Raw genomic sequence first — 15,249 nt, 5'->3', positions numbered from 1 at the left:
TCCACCCTGTCCACGACCGCTCCGGTCAGCCCGCCGTCGGCGGTTGTCCGGCGAATCTCGCCGGGGTGTACAGGTGCTCCCCCACGCGCTTGACGAGGCGGGCCATCTCGTAGGCGACGAGCCCGATGTCGGCGGTGGCGGTGCTCAGGACGGCGAGGCAGGATCCGTCTCCGGCGGCGGCCACGAACAGGAAGCCGTCGTCCATCTCGACCATCGTCTGGCGCACACCGCCGGTGCCGAAGTGCCGCCCGGTGCCCTTGGCGAGGCTGTTGAACCCGGAGGCGACCGCCGCGAGGTGCTCGGCGTCCTCGCGGCCCAGCCCGTTCGAGGCGCCCACGGCCAGGCCGTCGTTGGACAGGACGACGGCGTGCCGCAGTTCGGTCACGCGCAGCACCAGGTCGTCGAGGAGCCAGTCGAGCTCGCCGGAGCCGTGGGCGGTGCCCGCGGTCGGTTCTTTGATCATGTGCGGTCTCCTTCGATGCTGTGGCCGCCGGGGTCGGTGCTGTGGCCGCCGGGCCGGCGTCCACCGCCTCTGGCCCAGCCGTCCCGGTAGGACGTCATCCGGGCTCTGGCCTGTTCGGGGGTGCGGTCGTCCGGCTGCGGGACGCGCGCGGGGGGAGCCTTCTCTTCGGGACGTTCGCGCAGTTGGGGCGCGAGGCTGGCCTGCCGTACCCGGCGGGGCAGGCCGTCGAGGGAGCCCTCGTCGTCGTCCGCGGGCCGGCGGGCGCCGTCGTCGGGCGGGTCCCTGCGCACCCGGAGCGCGGTGACGCCGGGCGGGTGCCGGGGGGTCTCGGGTTCGGGCGCCGCGGCCGGGGCCAGGGCGGGGCGGGCGCCGGGTGCCGGTACGGAGTGGTGGTTCATGGCTGCCGTCTCGGGCTCGGTCTCGGGCACGCGCGCGTGGAGGCGCGTCTCGTCGGTCTCCTGTGCTTCGCCTCCGGTGCGGTCGGGGCTGCCCTTGTGCAGCAGCGGGGTGGGCAGCAGGACGACGGCGGTGGTGCCTCCGTAGGGCGAGGCGCGCAGGTGCACCTTGACGTCGTGCCGGTGGGCGAGGCGGCTGACCACGAAGAGGCCGAGCCGGTCGCTGTCGAACAGGTCGAGCGCCTCGGAGTGCTCGATGCGGGTGTTCGCCTCGTCGAGGGTCTCCTTGCCCATGCCGAGCCCGCGGTCCTCGATCTCGATCGCGTAGCCGTTGCCGACGAGTTCGCCGCTGACGCGCACCTTGGTGTGCGGGGGCGAGAACTGGGCGGCGTTCTCGACGAGTTCGGCGAGCAGGTGGGTGACGTCGGCGACGGCCGCGCCGGTGACGTGGGCGGCGGCGAGCCGGCGCACCTCCACGCGCGCGTAGTCCTCGATCTCGGAGACCGCCGCGCGGACGACGTTGGTCAGCGGGACGGGCATGCGCCAGGCGCGGCCGGGTGCGGCGCCGGAGAGGATGATCAGGCTCTCGGCGTGACGGCGCATCCGGGTGGTGAGGTGGTCGAGGCGGAACAGGTCGCTGAGTTCGTTCGGGTCGTCGGCGCGGCGCTCCATGTTGTCCAGGAGCCCGAGTTGGCGGTGGACGAGGACCTGGCTGCGGCGGGCGAGGTTGACGAAGACGCCGGAGATGCCGCTGGCGAGTTCGGCGCGTTCCACGGCGGCGTGCAGGGCCGCGCGGTGGACGGTCGTGAGGGCCTCGGAGACCTGGGCGGTCTCGTCCTCGGCCGGCGGTCCCGGCGGGGCCTCGACGTCGACGTCGATCTCCTCGCCGGCCCGGAGTTTGCGCATGGTGCCCGGCAGTTTGTGGCGGGCGATCTCCAGGGCGGTGTTGCGCAGGCTGACAAGTTCGACGACGAGCCCGCGTCCGATCCGCACGGAGATCACGAGGGAGGCGGCCACGGCGAGCAGGCCGAGCAGGACGGCCGCTCCGGCGGGTGTGAGCAGCCCGCGGCTCAGCGGGTCGGCGCGGTCCGCGGCGCTGCGCGCGGCGTCCGTCTCGATGGTCCGCATGCCGTCCTGGACGGTGGTGTGCGCGCGTCCCCAGGCCGCGTCGGAGGCCTCCGCGAGCGCCTTGTCGCCGGGGCGGGCCTCGAGGGTGCGGTCCTCGACGTCGCGTACGTCGGCGTAGGCGCCGCCCTTCACGAGGTGGTGCCACCGGGCCCGTTCGGGGCCGCGCAGGTCGGTGGCGGCACTGGTGGCGAGGGTCCTTCGGGTGTCGACGGCGCCGGTGAACAGGCGCAGGCGCTCGCCGTCCAGGGTGCCGGCGTGGCCGGCGCTCACCAGGAGGGTGTCCTCGCGGGCGAGCATCTCGCCGGAGCGGCCGAACTCGAGCAGCACGCGCGCGTCGGAGCCGAGTTCGGCGTCCTGGATGCCGGTGAGGGCGCCGCTGACGGTGAAGGCGGTGGCGATGCTGTCGGTGTACTGCCGGTAGGCGTCGTCCCAGGTGGTGCGGCGTTCCAGGACGGCGGCGCGTGCGGCGCGCAGCCGTCCGGTGTCGGTGAGGAACGTGTGGAGCCGGTCCGCGACGCCATGGGGCAGGTCCGCGCCGTCCGCGACGGAGTTGTCGCGGCCCAGGCGCAGGGCAGCGACGGTGCGGTCGGTGACGGCGCCGAGTCGTTTCAGCTCCTCGCCGCGGGCGGCGGCGGGCGCGGTGGCGTAGCCGACGGCGGCGGTGCGCTCCGCCTGGAGGGCGGCGACGGCCTCGGTGACGGGTTCGCGGACGGCGGCGTCGACGCGCTGCAACTGCCGCAGGCGCGCGATGTCCTGGGCGGTGCTGACGGTGGCGTACGCCCACAGGGCGAGGAGCGAGACGACGGGCACCATCAGGAGGCAGACGATCTTGGCGCGGACGGTCCGTGGCCTGAGGTGCCGGCGGCCCACGCGCGCGGGTGGCGCGGTGGGGCCGGGCTCCGGTTCCACCGCGTCCTCGGCGGCGGGCGGCCCGGCGTGCGCGCGCCGTCCGCGCGCCGAGGGCGCGGGGGTGGTCGGCGACGGGCCGGGGCGGGACGTTCGGCGGGGCGGGCGCATGGCCTCCTCGTTCGGGTGGTGGGTGGTTCGGCGCGGGCCGGTCCGTCAGCGGACCAGGCTCTCCAGCGGCCGCTGGGCGGAGGCGGAGGCCTCCCGTTCGTCGGCGGTCGGGGAGAGGGCGACGAACGCCGAGGTCAGGAAGAGGTAGGAGCCGAGTCCCACGGCGAGCGGGAAGATGAACTGCATCGCCGTCGCCCCCGGGAGTACGTCCGTGGAGGGCGTCACGCGGACGCTCACGGCCATCATTCCGGTGTAGTGCATGCTGCTGACGGCGCCGCCCATGACGAGGCAGGCGACGGCGACGGCGGCAGGTGACTTGATGTTGAGGCCGGCCCACAGGGCGGCGGTCGCCGCGACGACCGCGATCACCACCGAGAGCGTGACGAGGAGGGGGTCGTAGGCGACGTGCCCGTGCAGGCGCAGGGCGGCCATGCCCATGTAGTGCATGCTCGCGACGCCGAGGCCGGTGGTGAGGCCGCCGAGGGCGAGGGCCCGGTTGCGGTCGCGGCTGTAGCCGACGGCGAAGACCCCGGCGCCGACGACGGTCACGGCGACGACGAGGCTGAGGATGGTGAGCGGCACGTTGTAGCGGATCTCGGTTCCGGTGACGCTGAAGCCGAGCATGGCGACGAAGTGCATCGTCCAGATGCCGGTGCCGATGGCGGAGGCTGCGGTGATCAGCCAGTTGCGGCGGGCGCGGCCCGTGGTGGCGAGGGCGCGCACGGTGCAGCGCAGGCCGAGCGCGGCGCCGATGCAGGCCATGACGTACGACAGCACGGGGGTCAGCCAACCGAAGGCTGCGTGGTCCAGGTGTCCCATGGCCCCGGGACGCTAGTCGCGACGGGGGCGCACAGCAGGGGCGCATTTCGAAAGCTGCTGGAATATGACAGAGATGGGGTACGGAACGATCGCGTCAGGGTCGAACATGTGCACCGTACGCGCATACGAAGCTTTCGGTCCGGATACGGACCTTTCGATCCCGCCGTCACCCGTTAGGGGCGGACCGACTGTCAGAGCCCTCGGTCATCATGGACGGCATGAACGACGACCGGACGCGTGTACAGGAGTTCTTCACATCCCGGGCCGCCGACTGGGACGCCCGCTTCCCGGACGACGGTCCGGCGTACGAGGCCGCGATCGCCGCGCTGGGCCTGCGGCCGGGCGACCGTGTGCTGGACGCGGGCTGCGGCACGGGCCGGGCCCTTCCGGCGCTGCGCGCGGCCGTCGGGGCGTCCGGAGTGGTGCTCGGGGCGGATCTGACACCGGCGATGCTGCGGGCCGCCGAGCGCGCCGGCCGCGACCGCGCCGGCCACCTGCTGCTCGCGGACGTCTCCCGGCTACCGCTGCGGTCCGGCTCGCTCGACGCCGTGTTCGGCGCGGGCCTGATCTCTCATCTCCCGGACCCGGAGCGGGACTTGGTGGAGCTCGCGCGCGTGGTCCGCCCCGGCGGGCTGCTGGCGCTCTTCCACCCGATCGGCCGCGCGGCCCTCGCCGCACGGCACGGGCGCGAGATCACCCCGGACGACCTGAGAGCCGAGCCGCGGCTCCGCCCCCTGCTGGCGGCGGCGGGCTGGCGCATGACCTCGTACGTGGACGAGGACACCCGCTACCTCGCGCTGGCCGTCCGCGAGGGCTGAGCGGGGCACGGACCAGGGGCAGGGCCGCGCCCGTCAGCCCCGTACGGCCGCGGCGAAGGCGGCGGGGGCGTCGAACATGATGTTGTGCCCCGCACCGGGCACCCGCACGACCTTCACACCGGCCGCCGTCAGCGCCGCGGCTCCGGGCAGCTCGCCGCTCAACTCGCCCTGGAGGTAGACCCGTTCGACCGGCAGTTCCTCCAGCATGCGGCGCATGGTCGGCTCGGTGCCGCGCGCCAGGCCGCAGGCCGTGCGATGCAGGCCGAGCGGATCGGCGATCCGCATGGTGGCCGCCCACGTGGGGCCGACCTTCTCCAGCACGCGCGCGTGACCGCCACCCGTCACGAAGTCCGCTTCCTCGTACGCGCTGATGCCGCTGCTGCCGGCCCTCGTGGGCGGGTACGGGTCGAGATTGCCCTCGGCCACGACCAGGCGCGAGACGAGATCGCCGCGCCGGTGCGCGAGCACGATGGCGACGGCGCCACCCATGCTGTGCCCGACGATCTCCGCGCCGCGCACCCCGGCCGCGTCGAGCGCCGCCGCCAGCGCGTCCGCGTGGTCCTCCAGCGTGTACCCGAAGTCGGCGGGCCGGTCGCTGATGCCGTGCCCCGGCAGGTCCACGAACAGCGAGCGACGCCCCGCCAGTTCGGGCCGGGCCGCGATGTGCGCGTGGTACACGGTCGAGGCCGCGCCGAGCCCGTGCACGTACACGCGCGCGGGCCCCTCACCCTCCGCCTCGGTCCAGCGGATGCAACTCCCCCGCCCGTCGAACGCCGCCTGCCGCATCCCGGTCCCCTCTCCGCCCCAGTTCGTGTCGCGTCACCTTGCGCGCCCACCATACCTCGCCACCGTAGTACTACGTCAACGATGTATTACCTGACCCGGGCAACCCGGCCCGATGGGCGAAGATGGCGGCATGCTGGAGCTCGCCATCCTCGGATTCCTCTACGACACCCCGCTGCACGGCTACGAGCTGCGCAAGCACATCACCGCGCTGACCGGGCACGTGCGGCCCGTCGCGGAGAGCACGCTCTACCCGGCGATCAAGCGTCTGGAGAAGGCCGGACTGCTGGTGCGCGAGACACAGCCGGGCGCCGCGGCGGCACCGCGGCACGTCCTGAGCCTCACCGAGCAGGGCCGCACGGAGCTGCGCGGGAGGCTCGCCGAGCCGGCGCGGCCGGACATCACGGACGAGAACCGCTGGTTCACCGTCCTCGCGTTCCTGCGCCATCTCGACAGCCCCGCGGCGCAGGCGGCCGTCCTGCGGCGCAGACTCGCCTTCCTGGAGGAACCGGCGAGCTTCTTCTACGAGGGCGAGCGCGCCCTGCGCGCGGAGGATCTCCCCGACCCGTTCCGCCGGGGTGTGCTCACGATCGCGCGGGCCACCAGCCGCGCCGAGCTCGAATGGCTGCGCGCGACCCTGAAGGCGCTGGGGACGCCCGATAGCGAGCTGGAGGCGCCCGGCCACTGACCGGCTCCGCGGAGGGTCCCCCGGGGTCGCCTTCTGTCACCATGAAGCCAACTCCGCGCCGTGCGGGGTCAGTTGCGAAGCGCCCCTTCCGCGGCGCCGCGTGGCGATCGGCAGGGGACGGTGGCACGCATGCTCGGCAGAGTCCGCACGTCATGGCAGACCTGGCGCACCGGGGCGACCCGGAGCGAGGACAAGTCCCTCCGGGCGGCGGCGCCCCGGGGCGGGGAGCAGCGCCGGCACAATCTCTTCGAGGCCGCCGCCGTCTATGTGGCGGCGCGCGCGGAGGGCGACCAGGACCGGGCCGAGGAGGCCGCGGCCTGGGTGGATCCGGGTGCGCTGGCGTTCGGGGTCGACGAGCTGGCGCGGCGTGCGGTCATCGCCCTCGCGCGGGAGCGGGACGCGGCGCCGCGCGACGTGGCGCGAAGTCTCCTCGGCCTGCCTGCCGCCTGACGCCCTCACAGGTCGGGGCGGAGCGCTCCAGGGCCCCCGCGCGGGCATGGCGATCCGGGCCGCCGGCCCGCCGTGTCGCGCTTTTTCGGGACCGTCGGCGCCGTGTCCGCCCCAGCGGCCCAGCTCCGCCCCGCGGGCACACGCACGCCACGATCGCCCGGTTTTGGGGCCCTTCCCGAAGGCGCCCCGGCACGGAAGGCACACAAAGCGCGCACGATTGCCGACCATGCCGTCCACCGAAGGCGTACACACCAGGGAGGCCGACGGATTTTTCCTGGTCATCGCCCCTGTACGGCATCCCCGGAATCTGACTAAGGTCACGCCGAACAATCAAAGCTCAGGGGAGGCTGGCATGGCCGGGACGGACGACGCCGTCGTCACCGGGGACGACGCGCTGTACGTACTCACGGCGATCTTGCTGACGCCCGCGAAGTTCCCCAGCGTGCTCGGCGACGACTACCCGGAGGCCTGTGCGGCTCTGGGTCTCGCCCCGCTGGCCGACGGCTACGGTCTGGTGCTCGGCCAGGACGCCGAGGGAGCCCGCTGGACGGTCGTGGTCGACGATGTGTCGCTGGTGGCGGTGGCCATCGCGTCGTGGGACTGCGGCATGGAGTACGAGCTCTCCCCCGACGAGGACAGCATGGTGGCCGCGCTGCCCGGGTGGCCGCTGGCGCTCGCCGTGGCGGCGCCGGGCGTCCCGGAGCCGCACGATCCCGAGCCCGGCCCCGACGAGGCCGACCTGACGCCGCTGACCCCGCCGGACACGGCGAGCTGGGGCCCGGCCCAACGCCGCCTCGGCGCCGACGAGATCGCGCTCCAGTGGGCCGCGTGGCGCGAGCAGATCGACGACGAGCAGTTCGCCGCCACGACCGACGGCGCGACGGCGGAGGTCGACGGCGAGAGCGTCGGCGACACTGCCGAACCGGCCGGTACGAGCGGCCACACGGGCGTGCAGCGCGTCCTGGCCGAGGTCCGCGGGTACGTGGACACCCCGCCGCCGCTGGGCCGGGTGCGGTCCGCGTTCGCCTCGGGCGACGCCCGTACGCTGCGGGCCGACGGGCCCGGCTGGTCCATGGTGGCGCGTACGGACGACATCGCCTTCGTCCTGCTCGACGACGAGCCGGGCGAGGTTCTGCCGGTCGGCCGGGGCCCTGAACTGCCCAGCCTGCTGGAGGCCCTCGACAAGATGGCCGTCCGCCCGGTCTGAGCCGCGGACCGGTCTCGGGGCCACATACGGGGCAGGCACCCGATGTGGCCCCGCCCCATGGTTGTGCCGGTGCGTCCCCTTCACGATGAGGCCTCTTCCCGCGTCGAGAAGGAGGCCCTCTCCATGCGCACGCCCAGATCCGTCCCCGTGCTGGCCGCGACCGTCCTCGTGGCGCTGGCCGCGTCCGGCCCCCAGGCCGTCGCCGCGGCGCCCACGTCACCCTCAGGGTCCGCCGCGCACTGCGCGCGGCAGGAGCGCACGCACGTGCCCGGCGCCGAGCTGCAGCGGCAGGCCTGTCTGGCGGACCTGACGACGACCGGCCTCGCCGGCACGCCGTACACGGACACGGCCGACCAGGCCGGCCTGACGGCGAAGGGGACGCGGGTACCGTCCGGCGTCCCGGGTCTGCAGATCGACGGCTACTTCCCGGACGACTCGCACACGAACACCACGCACGGCTGGAACCACGACGCCCAGTTCGTGATCCGGCTGCCCGACCGGTGGAACGGCGGCCTGGTGGTGACCGGCGCGCCGGGCAACCGCAAGCAGTACGCGACCGACGCCGCGATCGGGGACCGGGTGCTCGCCCAGGGGTACGCGTACGCGGCGACGGACAAGGGGAACACGGGGCCGGACTTCTACCGGGACGGCGAGCGCCCCGGCGACGCGGTCGCCGAGTGGAACGCCCGCACCACCCAGCTCACCCGCGCGGCCCGCCGCGCGGTCGCCCTGCGCTACGGAGAGGGCCCGCGCCGCACCTACATGACGGGCATCTCCAACGCGGGCTACCTGACGCGCTGGCAGCTGGAGAACCGCCCCGAGCTGTACGACGGCGGCGTCGACTGGGAGGGCGTCCTGTGGCGGGCGGACGCGCCGCCGCTGCTGACCTCGCTGCCGACCGCCGTGGCGTACGACCAGGGGGCCGCCGGTGCGGAGGCCATGTACGCGGCGGGGTTCGCGCGGGGTTCGGAGTTCCTGTGGCCGTATCACCAGAAGGTCTACTGGGGGCTCACGCAGAAGGTGTACCGCGCCGCGTTCGACCCCGGGTACGACCCGGACTGTCCGGGCGCCTCCGCCGGGTCCACGACCGAGCGACTCCTCGCGCCCTGCGCCTCCGACGCCGCCTACCGGTACGCGGACCGGCCCGCCTCGGTGCACCGGGCCGTCGAGCGGGCGGCGCTCACCGGGCGGGTCGGCAGGCCGCTGATCACGCTCCAGGGCGACCTGGACACCCTGCTGCCGATCTCGACCGACGCCCACGCCTACGCGCGCATGGTGCGGGACCGGGGACGCGGGGCGCTGCACCGGACGTACACGATCCAGGGCGGCACTCACACGGACGGCCTGTACGACACGTATCCGGACCGGCTGCGGCCGATCCTGCCGTGCTACCGGGACGCCTTCGACGCGCTCACCCGGTGGGTGGAGCGCGGCACGCCGCCGCCCGCGGACCGTGTCGTCCCCCGGCCCGCGACCGGTGATGTCGTGGACACCTGCTCGGTCGCGCCGCCCCGGGAGCCGTCCGCCTAGCGCCCGATCTCCTTGCGGGTCACTCGGCGCAGCCGGCGGCGCTGGGAGGGGTCGAGGGTCAGGTACGCCGCGGCGGGCACGCCGAGGACGATGAGCAGGGCGGCCCACCAGGGCAGCCAGATCAGCAGGATGATCCCGGCCGCCACGCCTCCCGCTGCGATCTTCGCGTTCTTCGACATGTCTGTGGCCTCCTTCGGGGCGGCTCGCCCTCGGCTGAGTGGAGCGGGCCCGCCCTCTGTTGTAGGAACGGGCCCGCGGCGTCCACGGTTCCTGTGCACGACCCTGAGAGAACCCTGATCCCAGAAGTCCCCGGGTCTCAGATGTCGGCCCGGAGCGGCTCGCCCACCTCGTACATGTGGCGCAGCGCCTGCCGGTAGGAGTCGACGAGCCCGGTCTCCGTGAAGGGGATGCCGAGGTCGCGGCAGTGCGCCTTCACCATGGGCTGGGCGAGTCGCAGATGCGGTCGGGGCATGCTCGGGAACAGGTGGTGCTCGATCTGGTAGTTCAGGCCGCCGAGGAACCAGTCGGTGAGGGCGCCGCCCTTGATGTTGCGCGAGGTGAGGACCTGGCGGCGCAGGTGGCCCCACTTGTCGCCGTCGGGGTCGGGCATCTCCATGCCCTTGTGGTTGGGCGCGAACGCCAGACCCAGGTGGAGGCCGAAGAGTGCCTGGTGGAGCGCGGCGAACACGAGGGCGTGGCCCAGCGGCATCGTGGTGAGCAGCAGGGTGAGGTAGCCGAGGACGTGCGCCACCAGGAGGCCGCCCTCGACCAGCCGCTCACGGCCGGACTGGCGGCGCAGGTCCTGGAAGCCGTAGATCTTCAGGGCGAGGCCCTCCAGGAGGGTGAGCGGGAAGAAGAGCCACGCCTGGTGGCGGGTGAGCCAGCCGCGGAAGCCCACGCGCGTGGCGGCCTGCCTGCTCGTGAAGACGAGGACGTCGGCGGCGACGTCGGGGTCCTTCTCGGTGTGGTTGGGGTTGGCGTGGTGGCGGTTGTGCTTGTCGTTCCACCAGGAGTAGCTCATGCCGAGGAGCAGATTGCCGTGGATCAGGCCGATGGCACGGCTCACGGAGCGGTTTCCGGTGATCTGGGCGTGGCCGGCGTCGTGCCCGATGAAGGCGGTGCGCGCGCCGAGGACGGCGAGCACCGGGGCAAGGGCGAGCACCCACCAGGAGCCGCCGAGGAGTGCCATGCCGGTGACGACCCCGGCCAGGCAGAGGGCGTTGACGGCGATGGTGAGCGCGTACCAGCCGGTGCGCCGGTCGAGGAGGCCCTGCCCCTTGACGTCCTTGAGCAACGGGGTGAACTCGCTGCCGGTCTCGGGCGGGAGTTGCCGTGCGGTGGCGCCTGGTGCGGCTGGGGCGAGGGTTCCGACGGCCGTGGACATGGCGGGTCTCCGGTCTGTGGTGGACGAGGGTCGGTGCGGCCGGCTTCGCTCCGGCCCGACCTGGAAAAACGTAGGTTTTCGGGGCCTCGCGGGGCCATGGCGCCACCACCCGGGTACGCACGGGGGGCTGCCCGCCGCCGTACGGGGGCTGGCTACACCCTTAGGGGTGGGGCGCCCCGGCGAGGTGACCCACATCACGACCTGAATGCGTCCGTCCGCCGGACCGAGCGGTGTACCCTCGGCGACCTCCAGGCCGCGTAGTCAAATTTGATTGATACGAGGAAGTCACCATCTCCGCACTCACGCACCCCGCACCCACTCCGGCCGAGATCACCGAACTCGCACAGTGCTGTGCCGTGTTCACCCCCGACGACCCCGCGCGCGCGTCCACGGTCGTCTTCTGGCGCCCCGACGGCGAGCAGCCGCCGTCCCCGCTCGCGGGCACCCCCGTCGACCTGCCGCTGGCGCTGCCCGCCGAGGACGGCACGGTCGACACGGTCACGGTCGCCGCGGTCGCCCTGCCGGTGCGCGCCGCCCTGCCGGTCCTCACCCGGGCGCGCACCGTCGCGGACCCCGAGCCGACGACGGCCTTCTGGGGCGCCGCCGCGCTGTTCGCCCTCCAACTCGCCGCGCGCGGACTGCTCCTGCCCGGACTCAGCGCGGCCGGGCACGACGCGTGGCGGGCCGGACCGCTGCGCGCCGACGACGTGGCGCGGCTGCGCGACCTGGCCGCGGCGATGCCTCCCGAGGCGCACGCCGTGCCGCTCGACGACGCACCGCTCGACGACGGGACGGGGCCGCTGCGGCTGCACGCGCCCGAGCGCCTGCTGCGGGCCTTCCTGGACGCCGTGGCCGACACGCTCCCCCGATCCCCCGCGGCGGCGCTGGCCACGGGCTCGCCGGCGTTCGCCGCCCGCGAGCCGCGCCGGGCGCCCGAGTTGGCCGACTGGGCCGCGGACGTCGCGGCGGGGCACGACGCGGGCGTGCGGGTCTCCTTGCGCGTGGAGGTGCCCGGGCTCGCCGCGGCCGTCGACGACGAGGACCGGCTGCCCTTCCGCGCCGTGCTGCAGATCCACAGCGTCAGTGATCCTTCCCTGGTCGCGGACGCGGCCGAGGTGTGGGCGGGGGCGGGCGCGGCCGGCCGGGCCTTCGGGGCACGGGCGCGCATGGACGCGCTGCTCGCCCTGCGCCGCGCGGCACGCGCGTGGGCGCCGCTCACGCCCCTGTTGTCGGCGGCGGTCCCGGACGCGCTGGAGCTGGCGGACGACGAGATCACCGAGCTGCTCGGGGAGGGGGCCCGCGCGCTGGCGGCGGCCGGCACCGACGTGCACTGGCCCAAGGAGCTGGCCCGCCGGTTCACCGCCCGCGCGGTGGTCGGACCGCCCGAGGGCGACGAGATCACGTCAGGCACACCGTCGTTCCTCGGCGCGGACGCGCTGCTCGCCTTCGACTGGCGCTTCGCCGTCGGCGACCTGGAGCTGAGCCGCGCCGAGCTGGACCGGCTCGCCGAGTCGAACCGGCCGGTGGTGCGGCTGCGCGACCAGTGGGTCCTGATGGATCCCGGAGAGGCCCGGCGGGCCCGCGCCCACCAGGACCGCAAGGTGACGCCGGTCGACGCGCTCAGCGCCGCCCTGACGGGCTCCACGGAGCTCGACGGGCGCCGGGTCGACGTACTTCCCACCGGCTGGCTCGCGGAGCTCAGGGAGCGTCTCGCGGACCCGGAGGGCATGGAGCCGGTCGGCAGCCCGGCCGCGCTCGACGCCGAACTGCGCGACTACCAGTTGCGCGGGCTCAACTGGCTGGCCCGCATGACCTCCTTGGGTCTCGGCGCCTGTCTCGCCGACGACATGGGCCTCGGCAAGACGATCACCCTCATCGCGCTGCATCTGCACCGGCAGACCGCTCCGGAGACGGCGGGGCCGACCCTGGTCGTCTGCCCGACGTCCCTCATGGGGAACTGGCAGCGCGAGATCGAGCGCTTCGCGCCGGGCACTCCCGTGCGCCGCTTCCACGGTGCGCGGCGTTCCCTGGAGGACCTGGCCGAGGGCGAGTTCGTCCTGACGACCTACGGGACGATGCGCCTGGACGCCGCGCGGCTGGGCTCGACGACCTGGGGCATGGTCGTCGCGGACGAGGCGCAGCACGTCAAGAACCCGTACTCGGCAACGGCCAAGGAGCTGCGCACGATCGGCACCCGCGCGCGTGTGGCGCTCACGGGCACCCCGGTGGAGAACAACCTCTCGGAGCTGTGGGCGATCCTGGACTGGACGACCCCGGGGCTGCTCGGCCGGCTCGGTACCTTCCGGACGCGGTACGCGCAGGCCGTCGAGGGCGGCAAGGACCCGGCCGCGGCGGACCGGCTGGCCCGCCTGGTGCGGCCCTTCCTGCTGCGCCGCCGCAAGTCCGACCCGGGCATCGCCCCGGAGCTGCCGCCCAAGACCGAGACCGACCGCGCGGTGTCGCTGACGAAGGAACAGACGGCGCTCTACGAGGCGGTGGTGCGCGAGACGCTGGCGGAGATCGCGGGGGCGCAGGGATTCGAGCGGCGCGGCATGATCGTGAAGCTCCTGACGGCGCTCAAGCAGATCTGCAACCACCCGGCGCAGTACCTCAAGGAGGACGCGCCGCGCATCCCCGGCCGCTCCGGCAAGCTGGAGCTCCTGGACGAGCTGCTCGACACGATCCTGTCCGAGGACGCGAGCGTGCTCGTGTTCACCCAGTACGTGCAGATGGCGCGCCTCGTGGAGCGGCATCTGCACGCGCGGGGCGTCGCGACGCAGTTCCTGCACGGGGGCACCTCCGTGGCGGAGCGCGAGGCCATGGTGGAGCGCTTCCAGGACGGCGAGGTCCCGGTGTTCCTGCTCTCCTTGAAGGCCGCCGGCACGGGGCTGAACCTCACGCGCGCGGAACACGTCGTGCACTACGACCGCTGGTGGAACCCGGCGGTGGAGGCCCAGGCCACCGACCGCGCGTACCGCATCGGACAGACCCGTCCCGTGCAGGTGCACCGGCTGATCGCGGAGGGCACGATCGAGGACCGCATCGCCGCGATGCTGGATCGCAAGCGGGAGCTGGCGGACGCCGTGCTGGGCGCCGGGGAGGCCGCCCTGACCGAACTGACCGATGCCGAACTGGCCGATCTGGTCGAGCTGCGAGGGGGCGGCGCCTGATGAGCGAGCTGTACGACGACTACGAGCCCGAGCTCGAACACGAGGAGCACGAGGAGCACGGCGAGGCGTCCGGCGCGAGCGCTTCGAGGGAGCTCACCTTCGCCGCGCTGCCGCCCATCCACGGGAGGGGTTTCGCCGTCACCTGGTGGGGCCAGGCGTGGCTGAAGGCGCTGGAGGACACGGCGTTGGAGCTCCGGCAGCTCAAGTCGGGCCGCGGGCTGGCCCGTGCGGGCTCGGTCGGCGCGGTGTCGGTGCGCCCTGGTCGCATCACCGCGGTGGTGCGGGACCGCGGCGGCGCCCGGCACCGCGCGGACGTGCTGCTGGGGCAGTGGGACACGGACGCGTGGGACCGGTTCGCGGACATGGCCGTCGAGCGTGCCGGGCACATCGCGGCGCTCCTGGACCGCGACATGCCGCCGCACCTGGTGGAGGACGCCGCGACGGCGGGCGTGGAACTGCTGCCGGGCGTCGGCGACTTGGAGCCGGAGTGCGAGTGCGGCGCCTGGGACCACTGCGCCCACACCACGGCGCTGAGCTACCAGTTGGCGCGGCTGCTCGACCAGGATCCGTTCCTGCTGTTCCTGCTGCGCGGCCGGGGCGAGCGGGAGTTGCTGGACGAGCTCCAGGTGCGCAGCGCTGCCCGCAGCGCCCCCGAACCGGGGCCCGAGCCGGTGGCGGAGCCCGACGGTGTGGACGCCGCGGAGGCGTACGCGTCGGCGCTCGTGCTGCCGCCGCTGCCCGGGGAGCCGGAGCTGCCCCAGGAGCCGGGCGTGCCGCCGTCCCTGGACACGGAGACGCCCGCGCCCGAGGGGCTCGACGCGGACGCCCTGGAGTTCCTGGGCGCGCAGGCGGCCGCGGAGGCGCGCAGGCTGCTGGCCGACGCGCTCGCCGACGGTCACGCGCTGCGGGCGCCCGTGCCCGAGCCGTCCGCGGCCGAGGACGCCGTGCGGCTGGCCGCCGGCGGGCCCGGGGAGCGGGTGGCGCTGCGGCTGGCCGAGGGTTCGGGCCGGGACCGCGAGGGCCTGGCCCTGGCCGTGCGGGCCTGGGAGTGCGGCGGCCCGGCGGCGCTCGCCGTCCTGGAGCGGGACGAGACACCGGACCCGGAGTCCGCGGCACGCGCGCGTGCCGCTCTGGACGCCGCATGGGACGAGGGTGAGCGGCCCGTGCTCGAGGCGTCCCGCGGCCGCTGGACTGCGGCCGGCGGGGCGGCCCAGCTGCGTCTGGGGGGCGACGGCCGCTGGTGGCCGTACCGCAGGGAGCGGGGCCGTTGGACGCCCGTCGGTCCGGCCGCGGCCGATCCGGCGTCCGCGCTGGCCACAGCCCTGGGAGCGGGCGAGGAGTAGCGCCGCGCAAGCCCCCGCCGCCACCGGTACGGAGTAGTCCTGCGGGCCGAACGG

General features: G+C 74.4%; 13 protein-coding genes. 7 read left to right on the top strand and 6 right to left on the bottom strand.

The window, feature by feature from the left end; genetic code table 11:
- Nucleotides 1-25: 25 nt before the first annotated feature.
- From ACIBTU_RS23115 to ACIBTU_RS23105, 3 genes are read right to left on the bottom strand one after another with little or no spacing between them, the layout of a single operon-like run.
- Nucleotides 26-463: a roadblock/LC7 domain-containing protein gene (locus ACIBTU_RS23115; RefSeq protein ID WP_399128244.1), complete on the bottom strand. Its 438-nt coding sequence runs from the start codon at nt 461-463 to the stop codon at nt 26-28.
- Nucleotides 460-3,003 (bottom strand): nitrate- and nitrite sensing domain-containing protein, encoded by a 2,544-nt coding sequence (locus ACIBTU_RS23110; RefSeq protein ID WP_399128243.1) that lies wholly within the window; start codon nt 3,001-3,003, stop codon nt 460-462. Before ACIBTU_RS23110 ends, ACIBTU_RS23115 begins: the two co-directional genes overlap by 4 nt.
- A gap of 45 nt (nt 3,004-3,048) precedes the next feature.
- Nucleotides 3,049-3,822, bottom strand: a complete 774-nt coding sequence (locus ACIBTU_RS23105; protein ID WP_399128242.1) for an MHYT domain-containing protein — start codon at nt 3,820-3,822, stop codon at nt 3,049-3,051.
- 218 nt (nt 3,823-4,040) lie between these two features.
- On the opposite strand from ACIBTU_RS23105, the gene ACIBTU_RS23100 reads away from it, so the two are divergent.
- On the top strand, nt 4,041-4,640 hold the full coding sequence (locus tag ACIBTU_RS23100) for a class I SAM-dependent methyltransferase (protein WP_399128241.1): 600 nt from the start codon (nt 4,041-4,043) through the stop codon (nt 4,638-4,640).
- Between the two features lie 33 nt (nt 4,641-4,673).
- Here ACIBTU_RS23100 and ACIBTU_RS23095 read toward each other — a convergent pair whose 3' ends face one another.
- A complete protein-coding gene (locus ACIBTU_RS23095; RefSeq protein WP_399128240.1) occupies nt 4,674-5,426 on the bottom strand; it encodes an alpha/beta fold hydrolase in 753 nt (250 codons plus the stop codon).
- Between the two features lie 130 nt (nt 5,427-5,556).
- Here ACIBTU_RS23095 and ACIBTU_RS23090 point away from each other — a divergent pair, with 130 nt between their 5' ends.
- From ACIBTU_RS23090 to ACIBTU_RS23075, 4 genes are all read left to right on the top strand, one after another.
- The gene (locus ACIBTU_RS23090; protein WP_399128239.1) at nt 5,557-6,111 is read left to right on the top strand and encodes a PadR family transcriptional regulator; all 555 of its coding nucleotides are present in this window, start codon (nt 5,557-5,559) and stop codon (nt 6,109-6,111) included.
- A 129-nt stretch (nt 6,112-6,240) separates the two neighbouring features.
- Nucleotides 6,241-6,561, top strand: a complete 321-nt coding sequence (locus ACIBTU_RS23085; RefSeq protein ID WP_399128238.1) for a hypothetical protein — start codon at nt 6,241-6,243, stop codon at nt 6,559-6,561.
- Between the two features lie 352 nt (nt 6,562-6,913).
- Complete coding sequence (locus ACIBTU_RS23080; RefSeq protein ID WP_399128237.1) at nt 6,914-7,768, top strand: hypothetical protein; 855 nt, start codon at nt 6,914-6,916, stop codon at nt 7,766-7,768.
- A 123-nt stretch (nt 7,769-7,891) separates the two neighbouring features.
- Nucleotides 7,892-9,298 carry a tannase/feruloyl esterase family alpha/beta hydrolase gene (locus ACIBTU_RS23075; RefSeq protein WP_399128236.1) on the top strand — a complete coding sequence of 469 codons (1,407 nt, stop codon included), beginning with the start codon at nt 7,892-7,894 and terminating at the stop codon, nt 9,296-9,298.
- Here ACIBTU_RS23075 and ACIBTU_RS23070 read toward each other — a convergent pair.
- Both ACIBTU_RS23070 and ACIBTU_RS23065 read right to left on the bottom strand, forming a co-directional pair.
- Nucleotides 9,295-9,477 carry a hypothetical protein gene (locus tag ACIBTU_RS23070; RefSeq protein ID WP_151475341.1) on the bottom strand — a complete coding sequence of 61 codons (183 nt, stop codon included), beginning with the start codon at nt 9,475-9,477 and terminating at the stop codon, nt 9,295-9,297. The two genes, ACIBTU_RS23075 and ACIBTU_RS23070, sit on opposite strands and share 4 nt — an antisense overlap.
- Before the next feature lie 137 nt (nt 9,478-9,614).
- Nucleotides 9,615-10,682: a fatty acid desaturase family protein gene (locus tag ACIBTU_RS23065; protein WP_399128235.1), complete on the bottom strand. Its 1,068-nt coding sequence runs from the start codon at nt 10,680-10,682 to the stop codon at nt 9,615-9,617.
- A gap of 356 nt (nt 10,683-11,038) precedes the next feature.
- On the opposite strand from ACIBTU_RS23065, the gene ACIBTU_RS23060 reads away from it, so the two are divergent.
- Together ACIBTU_RS23060 and ACIBTU_RS23055 are read left to right on the top strand one after the other, a co-directional pair.
- The gene (locus ACIBTU_RS23060) at nt 11,039-13,852 is read left to right on the top strand and encodes a DEAD/DEAH box helicase (protein WP_399128234.1); all 2,814 of its coding nucleotides are present in this window, start codon (nt 11,039-11,041) and stop codon (nt 13,850-13,852) included.
- Nucleotides 13,852-15,195 carry an SWF or SNF family helicase gene (locus ACIBTU_RS23055; RefSeq protein ID WP_399128233.1) on the top strand — a complete coding sequence of 448 codons (1,344 nt, stop codon included), beginning with the start codon at nt 13,852-13,854 and terminating at the stop codon, nt 15,193-15,195. Before ACIBTU_RS23060 ends, ACIBTU_RS23055 begins: the two co-directional genes overlap by 1 nt.
- Nucleotides 15,196-15,249 lie beyond the last annotated feature (54 nt).

Source organism: Streptomyces sp. NPDC050145, assembly GCF_044460245.1.
GTDB lineage: Bacteria > Actinomycetota > Actinomycetes > Streptomycetales > Streptomycetaceae > Streptomyces.
The sequence above is the reverse complement of the archived record's forward strand: the minus strand, read 5'-3'. Positions and strand labels throughout refer to the sequence as shown.